This window comes from Rathayibacter sp. Leaf299 (assembly GCF_001423055.1).
Taxonomy (GTDB): Bacteria; Actinomycetota; Actinomycetes; order Actinomycetales; family Microbacteriaceae; genus Rathayibacter; species Rathayibacter caricis.
In genome coordinates this window covers 100,804-119,037 of the sequence record NZ_LMNT01000003.1, presented here as the reverse complement: position 1 = coordinate 119,037, position 18,234 = coordinate 100,804, and the positions used below count along the sequence as shown (strand labels likewise).

Sequence of the window (18,234 nt, the reverse complement as noted above, 5' to 3'; positions counted from 1 at the left end):
ACGGCGCGACCGACGGGACGGGTCAGTGCGCGGCCGCGTCCCAGTTCGCTCCGTGACCGACCTGGACCTCGAGCGGCACCGAGAGGTCGACGGCGTGCGCCATCCGCGCCCGCACGACGCTCTCGAGCGCCTCCTCCTCGCCGGGGGCGACGTCGAAGATCAGCTCGTCGTGCACTTGGAGGAGCATGCGCGAGCCCAGGCCCTGCTCGTCGATGTCGGACTGCACGCCGATCATCGCGATCTTCATGATGTCGGCGGCGGAGCCCTGGATCGGCGAGTTCAGCGCCGCGCGCTCGGCGTTGTCGCGCAGCACCCGGTTGGCGCTCTGCAGATCCGGGAAGGGACGGCGCCGGCCGAAGATCGTCTCGGTGTACCCGGTCTCGCGAGCCTGCTCGACGACGCTGCGGAGGTAGTCGCGGACCGCCCCGAAGCGGACGAAGTAGTCGGTCATCAGCTGCTTGGCCTCGGCGCTCGAGATCCGGAGCTGCTTCGACAGGCCGAAGGCGCTGAGTCCGTATGCGAGCCCGTAGGACATCGCCTTCACCTTGTTGCGCATCGCCGAGGTGACGTCGCCCGGCTCGACACCGAAGATGCGCGAGCCGACGAAGCGGTGCAGGTCCTCGCCGCTGTGGAACGCCTCGATGAGCCCGGCGTCGCCCGAGAGGTGCGCCATGATCCGCATCTCGATCTGCGAGTAGTCGGCGGTGAGCAGGGTGCTCGCCTCGTCGCTGTGCACGAAGGCGGTGCGGATGCGGCGGCCCACCTCGCTGCGCACGGGGATGTTCTGCAGGTTGGGGTCGTTCGAGGAGATGCGACCGGTGGCGGTCCCCGTCTGGTCGTAGCTGGTGTGGATCCGCCGGTCGGGCGTCACCGACTTCTCGAGCGTCTCGATGATCTGCTTGAGCTTGGTCGCGTCGCGGTGCTCGAGCAGGAGGCCGAGGAACGGGTGCGGGTGCGACTCCTGCAGATCGGCGAGAGCGGAGGCGTCGGTCGTGTAGCCCGTCTTGGTCGCGCGGGTCTTCGGCATCGCGAGCTCCTCGAAGAGGACCTGCTGGAGCTGCTTCGGCGAGCCGAGGTTCATCTCGTGGCCGATCTCGGCGAACGCGCGGCTCGCGAGGTCGGCGGAGGTGGTGGTCAGCTCGCCCCGGAGGCGCGCGAGCACCTCGGGGTCGATCGCCACGCCCGTGAGCTCGACCGTCGCGAGGACCTGCACGATCGGCAGCTCGATGTCGACGAGGACCGACAGCATGCCCTCGCCGAGCAGCTCGGTGAGAGCTCCGACGAGGCGGAACGCGTACCAGGCCTCGGTCGCCGGGCTCATGGGCTCGACCGTCGGCACCAGCTGGTTCGGATCGCCCAGCGCCATCGTCTCGTCGAGGTACTGCGACACCTGCGCGGGCAGCGTCGCCGCGTGCCCGGTGGGCTGCAGAAGCCATGCCGCGATACGGGTGTCGAAGGCGAGGCCGGCGACCGGCAGACCGGCGGTGCGCAACGCCTTCACCTGCGGCTTCGCGTCGGCGAAGTACTTGGGAGCGTCGCTCGCCAGCCACTGCTCGAGACCTGTGTAGTCGGGGCGGTCGGCCGCCCAGGGGACGTACGCCGACTCCTTCTCGACCGACAGACCGATGCCCTCGAGGCCGTCGGGGCCGACCTGCGCCTGGACGGCGACGGGGGTCGTGCCCTTGCCGGAGACGGTGGCGAGCCAGTGCGCGAGCTCCTCGTCGACCATCGTCCGCACCGCGGGGGCCGCGGTCGTGACGGTGTCGCCCGCGAGCGCGGCGGCCGCGCCCTCGACGCCCTCGTCGGCGGCGATCGTGAGCACGCGCTCCTGGAGCGTCTTGAACTCCAGGCGCGAGAAGATCTCGCGGACGGCGTCCGGGTCGATGGGCTGCCGGGCGAGGTCGGTGGGGCCCAGCGGGAGCTCGACGTCGGTGACGAGCCGGTTGAGGCGGCGGTTGCGGAGCGCGTTCTCCTTCTGCTCGCGCAGCTTCTCTCCGACGACGCCCTTGATCTCGTCGGCGTGGGCGATGATGTCGGCCACCGTGCCGTACTGGTTGACCCACTTGGCCGCGGTCTTGGGCCCGACCTTGTCGACCCCGGGCAGGTTGTCGCTCGTCTCGCCGACCAGGGCCGCGATCTCGGGGTACTGGTGCGGCTCGACTCCGTACTTCTCGAACACCTTGTCGCGGTCGTAGCGCGTGAGCTGCGAGACCCCCTGAGTGGAGGGGTAGAGAAGGGTGACGTCGGGGGTGACGAGCTGGATCGTGTCGCGATCGCCCGAGACGACGAGCACCCGGTAGCCGGCCTCGGCGCCCTGCTTGGCGAGGGTGGCGAGGATGTCGTCGGCCTCGAAGTCCTCCTTCGAGACGGTGCGGATGTTCATGGCGTGCAGCGCCTGCTCGAGCAGCGGCACCTGGCCCTTGAACTCCGGCGGCGTCTCGCCGCGCGTCCCCTTGTACTCGGGGTACTCGCGGGTGCGGAACGAGTACCGGGAGATGTCGAACGCGACGCCGAGGTGCGTGGGCTTCTCGTTCTTCAGCAGCAGGATCAGCATCGACAGGAAGCCGTGGATGGCGTTCGTGTGCTGGCCGTCACGGGTCTGGAAACTGTCGACCGGGAGCGCGTAGAACGCCCGGAACGCCAGGGAATGGCCGTCGACGAGCAGGAGGGTAGGCTGTTCCGGATCTGACACACGGCAAGACTACACAGCGCCTCCGACACCGGATCAGGACGGTTCCGAGCCGCTCGTCGGGCGCCTCGCAGGACGCGACGACGAGGAGATCCGTGACCGACTCAGCCCCCCTCGAGAGCCCCTGGGTCCGTCCTCCGGCGCTCGACCTCGTTGCCGGCATCGGTCGCGGCATGGGCGAGCTCGCCGAGCGGATGGGCATCGTCTGGCACGAACTGTCCCCGCAGCACTCGGTCGCCTCGATGCCGGTGGAGGGCAACCGCCAGCCGGTCGGCATTTTGCACGGCGGCGCCCACGTCGTCCTCGCGGAGTCGATGGGCTCGATCGCCGCGAACATCCATGCCGGCGAGGGCCGGATCGCGATGGGGATCGAGCTGAACGCGAGCCACAGCCGCTCCGTCCGTTCCGGCTTCGTGATCGCCACCTGCGACGCGATCCACCTCGGGGGCACGCTGGCGACCCACGAGATCGTGGTGCGCGACGAGGCCGGACGCCGCCTCTCGACGGTGCGGATCACCAACATCCTGCGGTGAGGCGACCGGCCCGGGCGCGAACGCAAGCCCCGGTCGATGGGAAGCTCGGAGCCTAGGCTCGCAGCGTGACCTTCCGCGATCTCCTCAAGAGCCTCCCGTCCATGCCCTCCGAGCTCCCCGCGTTCGACGTCGACGCGGCTCCCGAGGAGCCGCTCGAGCTGTTCGGGCAGTGGCTCGAGGAGGCCGCCGCCGCCGGGCAGCTCCTCCCCCACGGCGCGACCCTCTCGACGGCCGACGCCGACGGAGTCGTCGGGGCGCGGATCCTCGTGCTGCGGAACGCGGACGAGCAGGGCTGGGCGTTCTCGACCCACGCCACGAGCCCGAAGGGCCGCGCGATGGAGGAGAACCCGCACGCCGCGCTGACCTTCTTCTGGCCGGTCCAGGGGCGCCAGGTGCGCGTGGAGGGCCGCGTCGAGCGCGGCTCCGCCACCGAGTCGGCCGAGGACTTCCGCCGCCGCTCGGAGGCCGGGCGGACCGCGCTGCTGGTCGGTCGCCAGAGCGAGCCGATGGCCTCCGCCGCCGATTTCGGCCTCGTCACACTCCAGACCAGCGTGGCCGTGAGCTGCTCTCCCGCGACGCTCGACCGCGAGTGGGCCGTCTACCGGGTCGTCCCCGAGCGCATCGAGTTCTGGCAGGGGTCCAGCGCACCCGAGCAGGACCACGTCCGGCTCGAGTACCGCCCGGGAACGACGGAGGCGGGCGGCTCCCCGTGGGAGCGCACCCGCCTCTGGCCGTGATCGGGGACGTCGCCCCGGCGGCTACTTCTTCGGGCTCAGCTGCTCGATGATCGCCTGGGCGACATCGTGCATCGTGAGCCGACGGTCCATGGACGCCTTCTGGATCCAGCGGAACGCCTCGGGCTCGGTGAGGCCCATCTTCTCGTTGAGGAGCCCCTTGGCCCGGTCGACGAGCTTGCGGGTCTCGAAGCGCTCGACCATGTCGGCGACCTCGGCCTCGAGGGTCAGGATCTGGGCGTAGCGCGAGAGGGCGATCTCGATCGCGGGCAGCAGGTCGTTCGGCGTGAACGGCTTGACCACGTAGGCCAGCGCGCCGGCCTCGCTCGCACGCTCGACGAGCTCCTTCTGGCTGAACGCCGTGAGGAGGACGACGGGGGCGATGTGCGCCTTCGAGAGGCGCTCGGCCGCGGAGATGCCATCGAGCTGGGGCATCTTCACGTCCATGATCACCAGGTCGGGGCGGAGCTCGGTGGCGAGGGCCACAGCGGTCTCGCCGTCGCCCGCCTCGCCCACGACCTCGAAGCCGTTGTCGCGGAGGATCTCCACGATGTCGAGGCGGATGAGCGATTCGTCTTCGGCGACGACGACCCGACGGGGTGCGGTCGGCGCGGTTTCCTGGTCTGTCACGCGGACGAGCCTACGGTATTCTCGACGGGCTCGTGATGAGCCGGTGTGGCGGAATGGCAGACGCGGGGCACTCAAAATGCTCTGTCCGAGAGGGCTTGTGGGTTCGAGTCCCACCACCGGTACCGATGCGGTCGGAGCGGCCCGACCCGACCCGGCGGGTCCGCTAGCGTCGACGGATGAGCGGATGGACCTCGACCTGGCCCCTGTTCGATCTCGTGCTGCGGACGCCGCGGCTGGAGCTGCACCCGGTGCGCGACAGCGATCTGCCGGGACTCGCGGAGGCCGCCGCCGCCGGGATCCACGAGCCGGGACGGTCGCCCTTCCCGGCGCCCTGGGCCGAGGCGCCCGCTGAGGAGCTGCCCATGCAGCTCGCCCGCTACCACTGGTCGCTGCGGGCCGCGACGACGCACGACTCCTGGCGCGTCGCGTTCGCGATCCTCGAGGACGGCGTCGTGATCGGCTGCCAGGACCTGCTCGCCGACCGCTTCCGCGCGACCCGCTCCGTCTCCTCCGGATCCTGGCTCACCCGCCCGGCGCAGGGGCGCGGACTCGGGCGCGAGATGCGGGCCGCCGTGCTGATGCTGGCGTTCGACCACCTGGCCGCCGAGGTGGCCGAGAGCAGTGCCCTGGCCTGGAACGACGCCTCGATCCGCGTCTCCTCCGCGCTCGGCTACGAGCCCAACGGGATGAGCCGGACCGTGGGAGCGGACGGCGCGGGCGTCGAGGAGACCCGGTTCCGCGTCACTCCGGACACCTTCGTGAGGCCCTCGTGGACCCTCGACGTCGGCGGCGTGGAGGACGCGCGCCGCGTCCTGCTCGGCCATCCGGCGGACTAGAACCCCGTGAGGCTCCGCCGCAGGCCGCCGCCCGGATGCTCGCGGCGCAGGATCCCCCGCCGCCGCAGGATCGGGACCAGCTCGTCGAGCATCCGGTGCAGCGTCACGGGATGGAAGTCGCCGGAGAAGGCGATGCCGTCGTTGTCGGCGTCGTCGCCCAGCTCCTGGACGAAGTCGGCGACCTCCTCCGCCGTGCCCACGAGCCCGGCCCGGTCGGCGACGAGTCCGAGCCGCGCCTTCGCCGTGAGCAGCTCCCGCAGGGGCGCATCCGAGTCCGCCGAGCCGTAGAGGCCGGCGATGCTGCCGCGCGAGACGTGCCCGCCGAAGACGGAGGGATCGATCGCCCGATCGAGGTCGAGCGCGGTGAGGTCGGTCTCGAGATCGCTGGACCAGGCGGAGGCGATCGCGAGGAGCGCGGCCTCGTCCGGGTGCGCCGACGCAGCGACGAGGCGCTCCGCCTCCTCCCGACTCGACACGACGATCGGCTTCACGACGAAGAGGACCGTGAGGTCGTCCGGATCGCGGCCCTGCGACGCGGCCGCCGCCCGCGCCTTCTCGCGGTAGGCGCGCACGGTGGCGACGTCGAGCGAGGCGAGGGCGAGCTGGACGTCGGACTGCGCTCCCGCGAAGTCGATGCCGCGCGGCGAGCCTCCGGGAGACACGATGACCGGCTCCCCCGTGTCGAACGGCAGCGCGTTCAGCGGACCGTCGAAGGTGTAGTGCTCGCCGCGGTGGCGGACCGGGCGCAATCGGGTGCCGTCCGCGAACACGCCGGTCGCCGCGTCCTGGATCAGAGCGCCGTCGTCCCAGCTGCGCCAGAGCTCGCGGATCGAGTCGAGCCACTCGTGCGCGCGGTCGTAGGCCCCGTCGTGCGGCAGCGGCTCGAGCCCGAAGTGCCGGCTGCTGCCGACGTCGGTGACCACGTTGAGCCCGAGCCTGCCCTCGCTCAGGTGCTGCAGCGTCGCGAACTGGCGCGCCGCCTGGTACGGGCTCCAGGCCATCGGATTCACGGTGGGCGCGACACCGAGGTGCCGCGTCGCCTCGAAGAGGTACGGAGCGAGCAGGAGCGGGTCGTGCTTGGGACCGCCGTAGGCGCGGCGCACGCGCAGATCGAGAGTGTCGGCGCTGCCGAGCGAGAGGGCGTCCTCGATGATCACGAGGTCGAAGCCCGCCTGCTCGAGCTCGCGGGCGCTCTGCCGGTAGAGGTCGGGCCCGGTCCAGCGCCGGTCCCAGTCCCAGTTCGGCTGCCCCCAGGCCTGCGGACCGAAGCCGCGCGAGAGGAACCAGGCGAAGTGCTGCAGCCTGCTCACGAGGCCACCGCCAGGACGAGCGGGGAGGCGGAGGCGAGGAGTCCGGTCTCGAGGTCGGCGAGGAGGTCCTCGACGTCCTCGATGCCGATGGAGAGGCGGAGCAGGCCCGGGCCGATCCCGGCGGCCGCGCGCTCCGCCTCCGTCCGACCCGTGTGCGTCGTGCTCGCCGGGTGCAGGACCAGAGAGCGGACGTCGCCGAGGTGCGTCATGCGGGTGAAGAGGGCGAGGGCGTCGGTGAAGCGGCGCGCCGCCTCCGCTCCCCCGCGCAGCGTGAACGAGAAGACCGAGCCCTGCCCGCGCGGGAGGTAGCGCTGCGCGAGTGCGTGCGACGGGCTCGAGGCCAGCCCGCTGTAGTCGACGCTCTCGATCTCGGGACGGCCCTCGAGCCAGCGCGCGACGACGAGTGCACTGCGCGACTGGTGGCGCACGCGGAGCGAGAGCGTCTCGAGTCCCTGCTCGAGCAGGAACGCCGTCAGCGGGGAGACGGTCGGGCCCATGCGGCCGGCGACCACGTCCCTGGCGTAGGCGAGGAAGGCCCGGTCGGGAGCGGCCGACGTCGCCGCGAGGTGCGGGAACGCGCCGGACCGGGCGCTCCAGTCGAACCGGCCGGCGTCGACGATCGCTCCCGCGATGACGGCGCCGTGCCCCGCCAGGAACTTGCTCGCCGAGTGGACGACGACGTCGGCCCCGTGCTCGATCGGGCGCAGGAGGTACGGGGTCGCGAACGTGTTGTCCACGACGAGCGGGACGCCCGCGCGGTGCGCGACATCGGCCACGAGGCGGAGGTCGACGACGTCGTTCCGCGGGTTGGGGATCGACTCGACGAGGACGACCCGGGTCCGCGGAGTGATGGCGTCCTCCCACGCGAGCGGATCGTCGGCGTCCTCGACGAAGGTGGTCGTGATGCCCAGGCGCGCGAGGTTCTCGAGCAGGAGGTTCCTGGTGCCCTCGTAGAGGCTCGCGGCGGCCACGACGTGGTCGCCGGCCGAGGCGAGGGCGAGGAGGGCGACCGAGACCGCGGCCTGCCCGCTGCCGACGAGGAGCGCCTCCGCACCGCCCTCGAGCGCGGCGAGACGGCGCTCGACCGCATCGGTCGTCGGGTTGCCGACGCGGGTGTAGGTGTATCCGTCCGCTCCCGCGAACCGGTCGCGCGCCTCGTCGAACGAGTCGAAGCTGAAGCCGGCGGTGAGGTAGATCGGGGTGCGCCTGGCGTGCAGCGCGTCCTCCGCCGCCCCCTCGTGCAGCTGGCGGGTCGAGAACCCCCAGTCGTGCGTCCGCTCGCTCATCCTGCTCCGCCTCCCGTCCCCGCCCCGCGGCGGTGCCCCACGATGGCATGCGACACAGCGGAGGGTCGCGGACGTTACCCGGCGTGACGTGCAGCACGCGGGACGGGCCGGAGCCGGTGCCGGGCCTCCTTCAGCAGAGGCGGTGACGACCGGACCGGATCACCAGAACATCGTGCCCGGCGCGCCCTTGAAGGGTCCGACGACGCGGGAGGTGATCCAGCCTCCGTAGAAGTCGCCCGGCTGGGGCTGCACCGTCTCGCCGTCGACCGTGCACGAGCCCATCCGCCCCGGGTACACGGCGACGGTGTCCTGCAGCACCTCGAAGCCGGGCATCGGCTCGGGGTAGGTCCAGCCCGCGCTCTCGGCGATCGATCCGCCGCCGCGGACGCTCAGGTACGAGGCCGCGCCCTTGAACTCGCAGACGCTGCGCCCCGGAGCCGGCTCGAGCGCGCCGTCCGCGAAAGCGGAGCGGGGCAGGTAGTAGACGGGCGGGTGACTGGTCTCGAGGACCCGGATGGAGGCGCGGGTGTCGGCGACGACCACCCCGCCGAGCCGCACGACGACGTGCTCGGAGCTCGCCTCGACCCGCGGCGGCCTCGGGTAGTCCCAGACGGATTCCTGGCCCTCGGCGGGCGGTACGCGCTTCATCCCTCCACGCTACGCGCCACCGCCGAGCGGTCCTCCGCCTCCCAGCCGATGCCCGGCGGCTCCGCGTCCCGCGACCGCGGATCACCGCCCCGGCGGCACGCCGACCCGTCGGTCGCGTAACGTCGTCCTTGCGCCGGACCCCCCGAGACCGTGCGCAGAAGGATCCAGCGTGCCCACCGAATGCATCCACGGCCTCGACATCGCGCTCTGCGACGTCTGCTCCCCCGCCAAGGCTCCCGAGCCCGCGGCCGGGCGCACGCGCACCCCGGCGCGCGTCCCCGGGACCTCCCGCGCGGCCACCGCGCGAGCGGCGGCGCGAGGAACGGCCCGCGAGAAGCCCCTGCCCAAGGTCGACATCGCCGCCCAGCGGATCTACCACGTCACGCACATCGACAACCTCGCCGCGATCGTGGCGGCCGGAGCGATCCTGGCCGACGAGCACCTCCCCGAGCGTCCCGCCATGGACGTCAGCGCGGAGACCACGCGCGAGCACCGCCGCGCCGTCCAGGTCCGCGACGGAGCGAGCGTCGCCGGCTTCGTCCCCTTCTTCCTCTCCCCCGACGCGGCCCTCTGGGCCGATCTCCGCGGTGAGCGGGTGCTGCCGCACTGGTCGCCCCGCGCCCACGACACGACGGCGTCGCAGTACGTCGTCCTCGTCGGATCGCTGGCCTCGGCACCGGTCCTGAGCGACGGCGACGCGTCCCACGTCCTGACCCGCTTCACCGAGGGCGACGCCCTCGTCCGCACCTTCGCCCGCCTGCTCGTCGACGAGCCCGCGCTGCGCAGCGCGGAGGCACTCGTGCCGGAGCGGTTCCCGCTCGAGGAGATCGCCGTGGTCGGCGTGCCCTCGGTCACCACCCGCAACAAGGTGAAGGCGCTCTTCGAGGGCAGCTCCGCCTCACCGCGCGTCGCGGTCTACCCGCCCTGGTTCCACCCGGTCGCGGCCGAGGAGGAGTGAGCGCGGATCACGTCCCGCTCTGCAGATCGAGGCGCTCCGAGAGGTAGCGCTCGATCGGCATGAGACCCTGCTCGCCGAGGCCCGGTGCCCAGCGGACCAGGACGTCCGCGCCCCGCAGGGCGAGCGGCTCCGGATCGGCGCTCAGGCCGTCCGCGTCCAGCGCGAGCCTCCGCCAGCCGTAGTTGACGATCTCGCCCTCGCGGAACGGTCCGTCGAAGGCGGCGCGGCGGATCTCGCGGCGCGCCTCCTGCGACTCCGACTGGTTGTTCGCGTGCAGCGGCGCCACCGCGCGGGTGACCGATCCGACGGCGTAGAGCGAACCGGTCCTCTCCAGGAGCAGGACGCCGAGTCGCCAGGCCCTGGTGACCGGAGCCATGACGGGAGCGCGGCGGAAGCCGAGGATCGCCCGGGGCCGGCGCAGCTCGGCGAGAGCCTGATCGGCGACGCCCCGGCTCTCGAGCTCGGCGACCATCGAGGCGAGCACCTCCCCGAGGCGCTCGGCGGCCCGCGCCGCGTCGGTCGAGTGCGTCATGGGCCTCCTCCGGTCCGTTCCGGCCAGCCTAGAACGGGTGGCAGAGCGGATCCGAATCGGCGGGCCGGGCGGACGGGCCCGGATACGATCGCCTGACGACACCGAGGGAGGACGAGCGATGCGCGTCATCATGATGGGACCGCCCGGCGTGGGCAAGGGCACCCAGGCGGCGATCCTGGCCGGGACGCTCGGCGTTCCGGCGATCTCGACCGGCGAGCTCTTCCGCGCCCACGTGGCCGACGGCACGGACCTCGGACGGCGCCTGCGCACGATCGTGGAGGCGGGCCGCTACGTCCCCGACGAGATCACGAACGCGCTCGTCGCGGAGCGGCTCGACGAATCGGACGCGCAGGACGGCTTCATCCTCGACGGGTACCCGCGGACGCTCGCGCAGGTCGCGGAGCTCGACCGGATGCTCCGGGAGCGCGACGTGGAACTGGCGCGGGCGGTCCTGCTCGTGGCGGATACGGAGGTGGTGGTGGACCGGCTGCTCTCGCGCGCCGTGCAGCAGAAGAGGGCCGACGACGACGCCGAGGTGATCCGTCACCGGATCTCGGTGTACGAGCAGGAGACCGCTCCGCTCGAGCAGGTCTACGCCGAGGCGGGGATCCTCGTCCGCGTCGACGGCAGCGCCGGGCAGGACGAGGTCGCCCGACGGGTGGCCGCGGCGTGCCGATCGGAGTGACCGGGCACGCCGCGACGGCGGCTCAGATCGCCGAGGCGAGGACCTCGTCGAGCTTGGCCGAGGCCTCCTCGTCGGAGCCCTTGAGCGCGAGCGACAGCTCGGAGACCAGGATCTGACGGGCCTTCAGCAGCATGCGCTTCTCGCCGGCCGACACTCCGCCGGCCTGCTCGCGGCGCCACAGGTCGCGGACGACCTCGCTGACGCGGTACACGCTGCCGCTGGCCATCTTCTCCTGGTTGGCCTTGAAGCGGCGGGACCAGTTGCTGGCCTCCTCCGCGACGTCGCTGCGCAGGACGTCGTAGACCGCCTGGACTCCGGCGTCGTCGATGATCTCGCGCACGCCGACCAGCTCGGCGTTCTCGACGGGCAGGGTGATCGTGAGCTCGCTGGTGTGCACGTTCATGGTCATGAACGTCTTCTCGACGCCCTTGACCGAGCGCTTCTCGAGCCCGGTGATCGTCACCGCTCCGTGGTGCGGGTAGACCAGGGTCTCGCCGACCTCGAATGTCATCATGTCGTGCCTTTCATCGTGGGGCCTGTGGTGGGAGGAATCGGGGATCCGAGCGGCGCATCGGCCAGCCACGGAGGAAGGAGGGCGACGAGCTGCTCGACCAGCTCCTCGTCAGTGCCGTCGATCGAGCCGGCGAGCCAGGCTCCGACGACGGCGAGGACGCCGCCCGCGGCGAAGGTCGCGGTGAGCTCCGGGTCGACGGACGCCGGGACGCCGGCACGGGCCAGGACCTCGCGGTGCAGGCCCAGCACCGTGTCGAGCACGGCGTCGTCCGAGGCGACGCGGGCGGACGCGCGGGCGCGGAGCCGGGCGTGGAAGGCGTGCCGGTCGACGAGGCGCTCGACGAGCCGCGCGTAGCCGCGCCGCAGGGCGGTGGACCCGGTGCGGTCCTCCGCGTCCCCCTCGGCGACCTCGGCGACGACGAGGTCCTCGCGCAGCAGAGCGGAGGCGACCGCCGCCGCGTCCTCGAAGTGCGCGTAGAACGAGCTGCGGCTGATGCCGGCCTCGCGGACGATGTCGCTGACGGCGATGCCCTCCGTCCGCTGCTCGCCGTCGTGCATCACGAGCCGCTCGACCGCATCGAAGACGCGGCGACGCGTCCGGCGGGCCCGGGGATCGGCCGACGTGGGGCCGTGGGGTGCGCCCGCTCCGTGCAGGGAGGCGACGCGAGCGGAAGTCATCGACGACAGTCTACCACTTCCCGGACAGGTGTTCGGGAGTGGGGACCACGTGGTGCTGCCGTCAGCGGCGGTGCGCCTCCTCGAGTCGGCCGAGTCGGGTCCTCGCCGCCCGCTCGCTGGGCGAGAGACGACCGAGGTGGAGCTCCAGGCCCCGCATCAGGAGCCGGTTGGCCGTGATCGCCGGCCACCAGGGGCGGCGGAGCCCGAGCAGCCGGCGGACCTCCGGACGGAGGGAGGCGACGGCACCGGCGAAGAGCAGCGGGTAGACGACGCCGGCCTCGCCGGGGAGGCGGATGTCGCGGAGGAACCCGATCGCCTCGCGGACCCGCTCGTCCGGCTTGAGCTCCGCCGCGAAGCCCGCGAGCTGCTCCCGGAGCTCGACGACGCTCTCGGGCGGGTTCGGCACTCCGAGCAGGCGGCCCGACTCCGCCCACTCGCGCACGTAGGCGTCGGGACCGCCCGGAATCGGACGACCCCAGATCTCGTGGGTACTGAGGAAGGCGTCGGTGAAGGCGTCGTGCACCCAGAGCAGCAGGTGCGGATCCTGCGCCGAGTAGGGGCGCTCGGCGCCGGCCGCGTCCTCGTAGGTCCCGGTGATCCGCTCGTGCACGCCGGTCACCCAGCGGGCGGCCCCGGTGGCGGCGGCGCGGTCGCCGAAGCTCGTCGTCAGCACCCAGCGGACGGTGTTGTCCAGACGCCCCATCGGATCCTGGCGATACGTCGAATGGTCGTGGACCCCGGCCATCGCGCCCGCGTGCAGGGTCTGCATCAGGAGCGCCCTGACACCGGCGATCATCGTCGGCATCGCTCCGTTGACCGCCCACACCGCACTGCCGGGACCGAAGAGTCCCGGGCCCTCGCCCTGCTCGAGTGCGACGACCCAGTCGGGGCGGGGACGGGGGCGGCGGCGGCTCATCCGGCCAGTGTGCGCTCGCCCCCTGTACCGCGGCTGTCTGTCACCCTTTCGGCCTAACGCGCCTCGCTACTCGGCCAGCAGCTCGCGCACGTCGTCGGCCGTCAGCGCCTGCGAGAACAGCTCCCCGTCGTCCAGGACGGCGGCGCCGAGGCGGGCCTTGCGCTCCTTCAGCCGCACGATCTTCTCCTCGATCGTGTCGAGGGCGACCAGACGGTAGACGTTGACCCGGCGCTGCTGCCCGATGCGGTGCGCCCGGTCGACGGCCTGGGCCTCGGCCGCCGGGTTCCACCAGGGGTCGAGGATGAAGACGTGGTCCGCCTCCGTGAGGGTGAGGCCGGTGCCGCCCGCCTTCAGGCTGATGAGGAACACCGGCGCGTCGCCGGAGCGGAAGGACTCGACGACTCCGGCCCGGTCGCGCGTCGATCCGTCGAGCTGCACGAACGGGACCCCTCGCGCCCGCAGTCGCTCCGCCGCCCGCTCCAGGTACGAGGTGAACGTGCTGAAGACGAGCGCGCGCCGTCCCTCGGCCAGCACGTCGTCGAGCTGCTCCACCAGAGCGTCGAGCTTGGCCGAGGGCACGTGCCGGTAGGAGGGATCGACCAGGGAGGCGTCGAGCGCCAGCATCCGCAGGAGGGTGAGCGAGCGGAAGACGGTGAACCGCTGCCGGTCGAGGTCCTCGACCAGGCCCAGCAGCTTCCTCCGCTCGCGCTGCAGATAGCCGTCGTAGAGCACGCGGTGCGCGGGAGCGAGGGTCACCTCGATCGTCTGCTCCTGCTTCTCGGGCAGCTCGGGCGCGACCGCCTCCTTCGTCCGGCGCAGGAGGAACGGGCGCACGCGTCGGCGGAGGCGCTCGAGCCGGCGGCGCGCTCCCTCCTCCTGCGAGACGGTCCGCCCCTCGGACAGGTCGGGCGACGCGATGCCCAGCGGCGCTTCCGCGTGCTGGATCGGCCGCGTGTACTCCTCCTGGAATCGGCGCAGCGGGGGCAGGAGGCCGGGCGCCGTCAGCGCGAGGATCGCCCAGAGCTCGTCGAGCGAGTTCTCGAGCGGAGTGCCGGTCAGCGCGAGCACGATCGGCGCGCCGAGCGAGCGAGCCGCCCGGTGGGTCTGCGATGCGGGGTTCTTGACGAACTGGGCCTCGTCGAGGACCAGGGCGGACCAGCTCCGAGCAGCCCACTCCTCCGCGGCCAGGCGTAGGACGGCGTAGCTCGTGACGACGAGATCGGCCTCGTCCGGTATCCCCGCGACACCGGTCCTCGCGCTCGAGACCGTGTGCACCCGCAGCCCGGGGGCGAAGCGCGCCGCCTCGGAGGCCCAGCCGGGCACCACCGAGGTCGGAGCGACGACGAGGAACGGCGCGCACCGCTCCCCCGACGCGCGCGCCTGCTCGACCGCCTCCAGCATCATCGCGAGGGCCTGCAGGGTCTTGCCGAGCCCCATGTCGTCGGCGAGGATCCCGCCGAGACCGTGCCGTCGGCGATGGGCGAGCCACGAGAACCCCTCCTGCTGGTAGGGCCGGAGCTCGGCGCGGAGGCCCTCGGGAGCGGCAACGTCTCCCGGAACCCCGGCCGCCAGCGCCTGCTGCAGGACCTGCCGCCACGCGTCCGAGGCGACGCTGTCGTCGGCGAGCTCCTCCAGCTCCTCCCACAGCGCCGTCTGGTGCCGGCCGAGCCGCGGACCCGTCTCCCACTCGTCGAGCTGATCGGCGCGGTTCAGCAGCTCGCGCAGTCGATCGAGCCCCGGATGGGCGAGCGAGAGGTAGGAGTGGTCGACGAGCCGGATGCGGTCGCCACCGGCCGAGAGCGCGCGGAACAGCGGGAGGAACGGCACGCTCACATCGCCGATCGTCACGACGACGGCGAGGTCGAACCAGTCGGCGTCGGCGGTGTCGACCGCCGTCACCGTGAGGGTGAGATCGCCGTTCAGGAGCCGGTAGTCGGGCGGGACGCCCTCGCGCTCCACCCGCACCCCGCCGACCTCCTCGAGACGCGGCAGGTGCTCGACGACGAACACCGCGGCGTCCGCTCCGCGCAGGAGGACACCGGCCTCGAGATCGGGGACGACCGGGGACCCGGCCTCCGCGAGCACGGCGGTCGCGCGCCGCAGGATCGCCGCCTCGAGGAACTCCGTGCCCTCGCCGTCGATCTCGCTCGAGCGATCGGCGCTGCGCCGCCAACGCCAGCTCACCCGCACTGCGCGGCGGGGCTCGAAGGACACTGTGCAGACCAGCCTCGGCGGCTCCGGCTCGTCGATCTCGACGCCCGGTCCGCTCGGCCGGACGGCGACCCGGCCGCGCAGGGCGGGGAGGTGGTCGTGGAGGAACTCGTCGACGTCCTCCGCGGGCACGCTCGTCGCCTCCGGATGACGGAGCAGACGCAGCTCCTCGTCCTCCAGCGCAGCCGCGGCCGGCGCGAGGAGCAGTGCGGACGGATCCCCGCCCTCGACGAGGTAGACGCCGTGGCGCGCGACCGGGCGGACCTCGTCGAGCTGCCGGTCCTCCTCGCCGAGGCGGAGGACCGGTCTCAGCTCGAGCGCTCCGGACCGATCGGTCGCGAGGAGGGCGACGTGCGCAGCGGGGCCGAGGCGCACCGCGCGGCGGTCCGGCGCCAGCAGGGGGATCCCGAGGGTGGGGGCCTGCTCGAGCAGGCGCCAGAGCAGCGGGCTCTCGTAGTCGTCGAGGTGGATCCAGTCAGGGTCCTGCCCGAGGTGCACGGTCCGCGTCGCGCGGTGCAGGGCGGCGAACTCCGCGAACCAGCGCTGGTGGGCCGGATCGAGCGAGAGGCGGTGCGTCTGGAAGTTCAGCGACTTCCAGGTGAGCGTCGAGCGGTTCCAGGCCCCGCCGCGCCCCGGGACGACGGGCCGCGTGGCGAGCCGGTGGTCGTCGCGGGCGGCGGGGTCGTAGTCCTTCGCGCCGACGCGCTCGCTCGACGGCGCCCGCCACGGATCGTCGGCGCGTCGCACGAGACGGCGCAGCTCGAACTGCAGCCCGATGGGAGTGAGCGGCCCGGCCACGACGTCCGGCCGCTCCTCCGAGCCGCTGAGCTCGCCGAGACGGGCACGCCAGGCGGACGGGAGCGGTTCGGGAGGCACGGCCCCATGCTCCCACGGCCCTCCGACACGCTCGCCGGTCCCCCGCAGGACCGCTGCGGCGAGGAGAATCGGCGCATGACCACGAGCGACTCCCCCACCCCTGTCCGCCTCGAGATCGGGAGCGATGAGCTCCGCGTCTCCGTCACCACGGCCGGAGCCGAGCTCACGTCGCTCCGCGATGCCGGAGGACTCGAGTACCTCTGGCAGGCGGGCCCGGAGTGGCGGCGGCACGCGCCCGTCCTGTTCCCGATCATCGGCCGCCTGCCCGACGACACCCTCCACCACGACGGCGTCTCCTACCCGATGGGGCAGCACGGCTTCGCCCGCGATCGGTCCTTCGAGCTCGTGGGCGCCTCGGGCGACGAGGCGGTGTTCCGACTCCGCAGCGACGCCGCGACCCGCGAGGTCTTCCCGTTCGACTGGACCCTGCTCGTCGCCTACGCCGTGACCGGATCGACGCTGCGGATCACGCAGACCGTCGAGAACCGCGGAACCGGGCCGCTGGGCGCGTCGGTGGGCAACCACCCGGCGTTCGCGCTGCCGCTCCCCGGCGGGAACGGCGAGCACCGCATCCGCTTCGCCGAGGAGGAGCCGGAGGGCTTCCGCCGCGCGCCGGGGAACCTGCTCGCCGAGCCGCGCTTCCCCTCACCGCTCGTCGACGGCGCCCTCGTCGTCGTCGACGCCTGGTTCGAGAAGGACGCGGTGATCTTCGACACTCCGAAGCGCCGAGTGATGACCCTCGAGGCCGATGGAGCCCGCTCGATCACCGTCGACGCGGGAGACTTCGACGTCGTCGGCATCTGGAAGCCGGTCGGCGCCCCGTTCGTCTGCATCGAGCCCTGGCGCAGCATCCCCACGCCGGCGGGCTGGGACGGCGACATCGTCGACAAGCCCAGGCAGTTCGTGCTGGCACCGGGCGAGCAGCGGGCCTTCTCCTACAGCATCGCGCTCAGCTGAAGGTCCTCGCGCTGCAGCTGCGCGTCGAGGAGCTCGAAGCGGCGGATGATCAGCCCCTCGCGGGTGGCCCACGGGCAGATCACGAGCTTCTCGACGCCGAGCGCATCCATGGCCGCCTCGGCGACCAGGGCGCCGGCGAGCAGCTGCGGCGCGCGGAGAGAGGAGACGCCGGGCAGCGCGGAGCGGTCGGCCGCGCTGATCGCCGCCAGTCGCGAGCTCCAGAGCCGGAGGTCGACGAGGTGCAGCTCGCGGCGCACCAGGGGGCCAGCGGCGCTCGGAGCGGCGCCGGTGATGCGCGCGAGCGAGCGGAACGTCTTCGAGGTGCCGGCGACCAGATCGGGACGGCCCAGCGCGAGGAACGCGCGGGCGGGATCGGCGAGCAGGTCTCGGGCGTGCCGTCGAGCCGCCTTGACGCTCACCGCCGACGGAGGATCGCCCTGCAGCAGGTCGCGCGTCACCCGTCCCGCGCCCAGCGGCACCGAGACGGCCAGCTCCGGCACCTCGTCCACTCCCATCGACAGCTCGAAGGAGCCGCCGCCGATGTCGAGATCGAGGATCGAGCCCGCGCCCCAGCCGAACCAGCGACGGACGGCCAGGAAGGTGGCGGACGCCTCGGCCTCTCCACCCAGCTCCTGGAGGTGCACGCCGGTCTCCTCGCGGACCCGGGCGAGGACCTCGGCGCCGTTGCCCGCCTCTCGGATCGCCGAGGTCGCGAAGGCGAGGACGTCCTCCGCGCGGTGCTCGCGAGCGACGTCGCGCGCCTCCGTGACGAACGAGATCAGCTCGCGCTGCCCCTCCTCGGTGATGTCCCCTGCGGCGTCCAGGTACGCGACCAGCGCGAGGCTGCGCTTGTGCGAGCGGTACGGGACGGGGCGGGCTCCGGGATGAGCGTCGACGAGGAGCAGGTGGACCGTGTTGGAGCCGATGTCGAGCACGCCGAGTCTCATGCGCCCACGCTAGCGCGGCGCCGCCCGCGCTCCGGACACGCCTGAGTGGTCCGCGACTGAGGTCCGGAGTCGATGCGGCCTCAGGAGCCGTTCCCTTCGCGCGGCGAGATCAGCAGGACGACCGCGTGAGCGGGGTCCGACAGCCGGGAGGACGTGGGTCTCGATACGCCGCTGCGCGGCTCCTCGACCAGCAAGGGTGGCGTCCGCCCCTGGTCCAGGCGCAGCGCGCCTACTCGACCAGCCGGGGTGGCGTCCGCCCCTGGTCCACGCGCTGCGCGCCTACTCGACGAGCAGA

Annotated in this window: 17 protein-coding genes and 1 tRNA gene; 7 read left to right on the top strand and 11 right to left on the bottom strand. The window is 72.7% G+C overall.

The genetic code is table 11. The features are described from left to right. Window positions 1–22: 22 nt before the first annotated feature. Window positions 23–2,692 carry a DNA polymerase I gene (polA, locus tag ASF48_RS12180; RefSeq protein ID WP_055791916.1) on the bottom strand — a complete coding sequence of 890 codons (2,670 nt, stop codon included), beginning with the start codon at window positions 2,690–2,692 and terminating at the stop codon, window positions 23–25. A 170-nt stretch (window positions 2,693–2,862) separates the two neighbouring features. On the opposite strand from polA, the gene ASF48_RS12175 reads away from it, so the two are divergent. Then, the gene (locus ASF48_RS12175) at window positions 2,863–3,222 is read left to right on the top strand and encodes a PaaI family thioesterase (RefSeq protein WP_055793093.1); all 360 of its coding nucleotides are present in this window, start codon (window positions 2,863–2,865) and stop codon (window positions 3,220–3,222) included. Window positions 3,223–3,287: 65 nt separating this feature from the next. Then, window positions 3,288–3,959, top strand: coding sequence for a pyridoxine/pyridoxamine 5'-phosphate oxidase (locus tag ASF48_RS12170; RefSeq protein WP_055791913.1), 672 nt, complete (start codon window positions 3,288–3,290; stop codon window positions 3,957–3,959). Window positions 3,960–3,980: 21 nt separating this feature from the next. Here ASF48_RS12170 and ASF48_RS12165 read toward each other — a convergent pair whose 3' ends face one another. Then, on the bottom strand, window positions 3,981–4,586 hold the full coding sequence (locus ASF48_RS12165; protein ID WP_055791910.1) for an ANTAR domain-containing response regulator: 606 nt from the start codon (window positions 4,584–4,586) through the stop codon (window positions 3,981–3,983). A gap of 39 nt (window positions 4,587–4,625) precedes the next feature. On the opposite strand from ASF48_RS12165, the gene ASF48_RS12160 reads away from it, so the two are divergent. Further along, window positions 4,626–4,708, top strand: a tRNA-Leu gene (locus tag ASF48_RS12160). Between the two features lie 54 nt (window positions 4,709–4,762). Beyond that, window positions 4,763–5,422 (top strand): GNAT family N-acetyltransferase, encoded by a 660-nt coding sequence (locus tag ASF48_RS12155; RefSeq protein WP_055791906.1) that lies wholly within the window; start codon window positions 4,763–4,765, stop codon window positions 5,420–5,422. Here the strand turns inward: ASF48_RS12155 and ASF48_RS12150 are convergent. From ASF48_RS12150 to ASF48_RS12140, 3 genes are all read right to left on the bottom strand, one after another. Continuing rightward, complete coding sequence (locus ASF48_RS12150) at window positions 5,419–6,732, bottom strand: NtaA/DmoA family FMN-dependent monooxygenase (protein ID WP_055791903.1); 1,314 nt, start codon at window positions 6,730–6,732, stop codon at window positions 5,419–5,421. The two genes, ASF48_RS12155 and ASF48_RS12150, sit on opposite strands and share 4 nt — an antisense overlap. Continuing rightward, window positions 6,729–8,018: an O-acetylhomoserine aminocarboxypropyltransferase/cysteine synthase family protein gene (locus ASF48_RS12145; RefSeq protein ID WP_055791901.1), complete on the bottom strand. Its 1,290-nt coding sequence runs from the start codon at window positions 8,016–8,018 to the stop codon at window positions 6,729–6,731. The genes ASF48_RS12150 and ASF48_RS12145 overlap by 4 nt, the downstream gene beginning before the upstream one ends. A gap of 159 nt (window positions 8,019–8,177) precedes the next feature. Continuing rightward, window positions 8,178–8,666 carry a DUF427 domain-containing protein gene (locus tag ASF48_RS12140; protein ID WP_055791897.1) on the bottom strand — a complete coding sequence of 163 codons (489 nt, stop codon included), beginning with the start codon at window positions 8,664–8,666 and terminating at the stop codon, window positions 8,178–8,180. 169 nt (window positions 8,667–8,835) lie between these two features. Between ASF48_RS12140 and ASF48_RS12135 the strand changes: the two genes are divergently transcribed. After that, complete coding sequence (locus ASF48_RS12135; protein ID WP_055791894.1) at window positions 8,836–9,624, top strand: DarT ssDNA thymidine ADP-ribosyltransferase family protein; 789 nt, start codon at window positions 8,836–8,838, stop codon at window positions 9,622–9,624. 7 nt (window positions 9,625–9,631) lie between these two features. Here ASF48_RS12135 and ASF48_RS12130 read toward each other — a convergent pair whose 3' ends face one another. Beyond that, entirely contained in the window at window positions 9,632–10,156 is a 525-nt protein-coding gene (locus ASF48_RS12130) for a hypothetical protein (RefSeq protein ID WP_055791891.1), read from the bottom strand. A gap of 118 nt (window positions 10,157–10,274) precedes the next feature. On the opposite strand from ASF48_RS12130, the gene ASF48_RS12125 reads away from it, so the two are divergent. Then, window positions 10,275–10,841, top strand: a complete 567-nt coding sequence (locus tag ASF48_RS12125; RefSeq protein WP_055791888.1) for an adenylate kinase — start codon at window positions 10,275–10,277, stop codon at window positions 10,839–10,841. A 22-nt stretch (window positions 10,842–10,863) separates the two neighbouring features. Here the strand turns inward: ASF48_RS12125 and ASF48_RS12120 are convergent, their stop codons facing one another. The 4 genes from ASF48_RS12120 to ASF48_RS12105 all read right to left on the bottom strand — a co-directional run bounded on the left by ASF48_RS12120 (window position 10,864) and on the right by ASF48_RS12105 (window position 16,035). Beyond that, a complete protein-coding gene (locus tag ASF48_RS12120) occupies window positions 10,864–11,352 on the bottom strand; it encodes a CarD family transcriptional regulator (protein WP_055793090.1) in 489 nt (162 codons plus the stop codon). Then, window positions 11,352–12,032, bottom strand: coding sequence for a TetR/AcrR family transcriptional regulator (locus ASF48_RS12115; protein WP_055791884.1), 681 nt, complete (start codon window positions 12,030–12,032; stop codon window positions 11,352–11,354). The genes ASF48_RS12120 and ASF48_RS12115 overlap by 1 nt, the downstream gene beginning before the upstream one ends. 61 nt (window positions 12,033–12,093) lie before the next feature. Continuing rightward, on the bottom strand, window positions 12,094–12,948 hold the full coding sequence (locus ASF48_RS12110) for an oxygenase MpaB family protein (protein ID WP_055791881.1): 855 nt from the start codon (window positions 12,946–12,948) through the stop codon (window positions 12,094–12,096). Window positions 12,949–13,014: 66 nt separating this feature from the next. After that, on the bottom strand, window positions 13,015–16,035 hold the full coding sequence (locus tag ASF48_RS12105; protein WP_235577246.1) for a DEAD/DEAH box helicase: 3,021 nt from the start codon (window positions 16,033–16,035) through the stop codon (window positions 13,015–13,017). 75 nt (window positions 16,036–16,110) lie between these two features. Here ASF48_RS12105 and ASF48_RS12100 point away from each other — a divergent pair, with 75 nt between their 5' ends. Next, window positions 16,111–16,992 (top strand): aldose 1-epimerase family protein, encoded by an 882-nt coding sequence (locus tag ASF48_RS12100; RefSeq protein WP_055791878.1) that lies wholly within the window; start codon window positions 16,111–16,113, stop codon window positions 16,990–16,992. Here ASF48_RS12100 and ASF48_RS12095 read toward each other — a convergent pair. Beyond that, on the bottom strand, window positions 16,971–17,939 hold the full coding sequence (locus ASF48_RS12095) for a Ppx/GppA phosphatase family protein (protein WP_055791875.1): 969 nt from the start codon (window positions 17,937–17,939) through the stop codon (window positions 16,971–16,973). The two genes, ASF48_RS12100 and ASF48_RS12095, sit on opposite strands and share 22 nt — an antisense overlap. Window positions 17,940–18,234 lie beyond the last annotated feature (295 nt).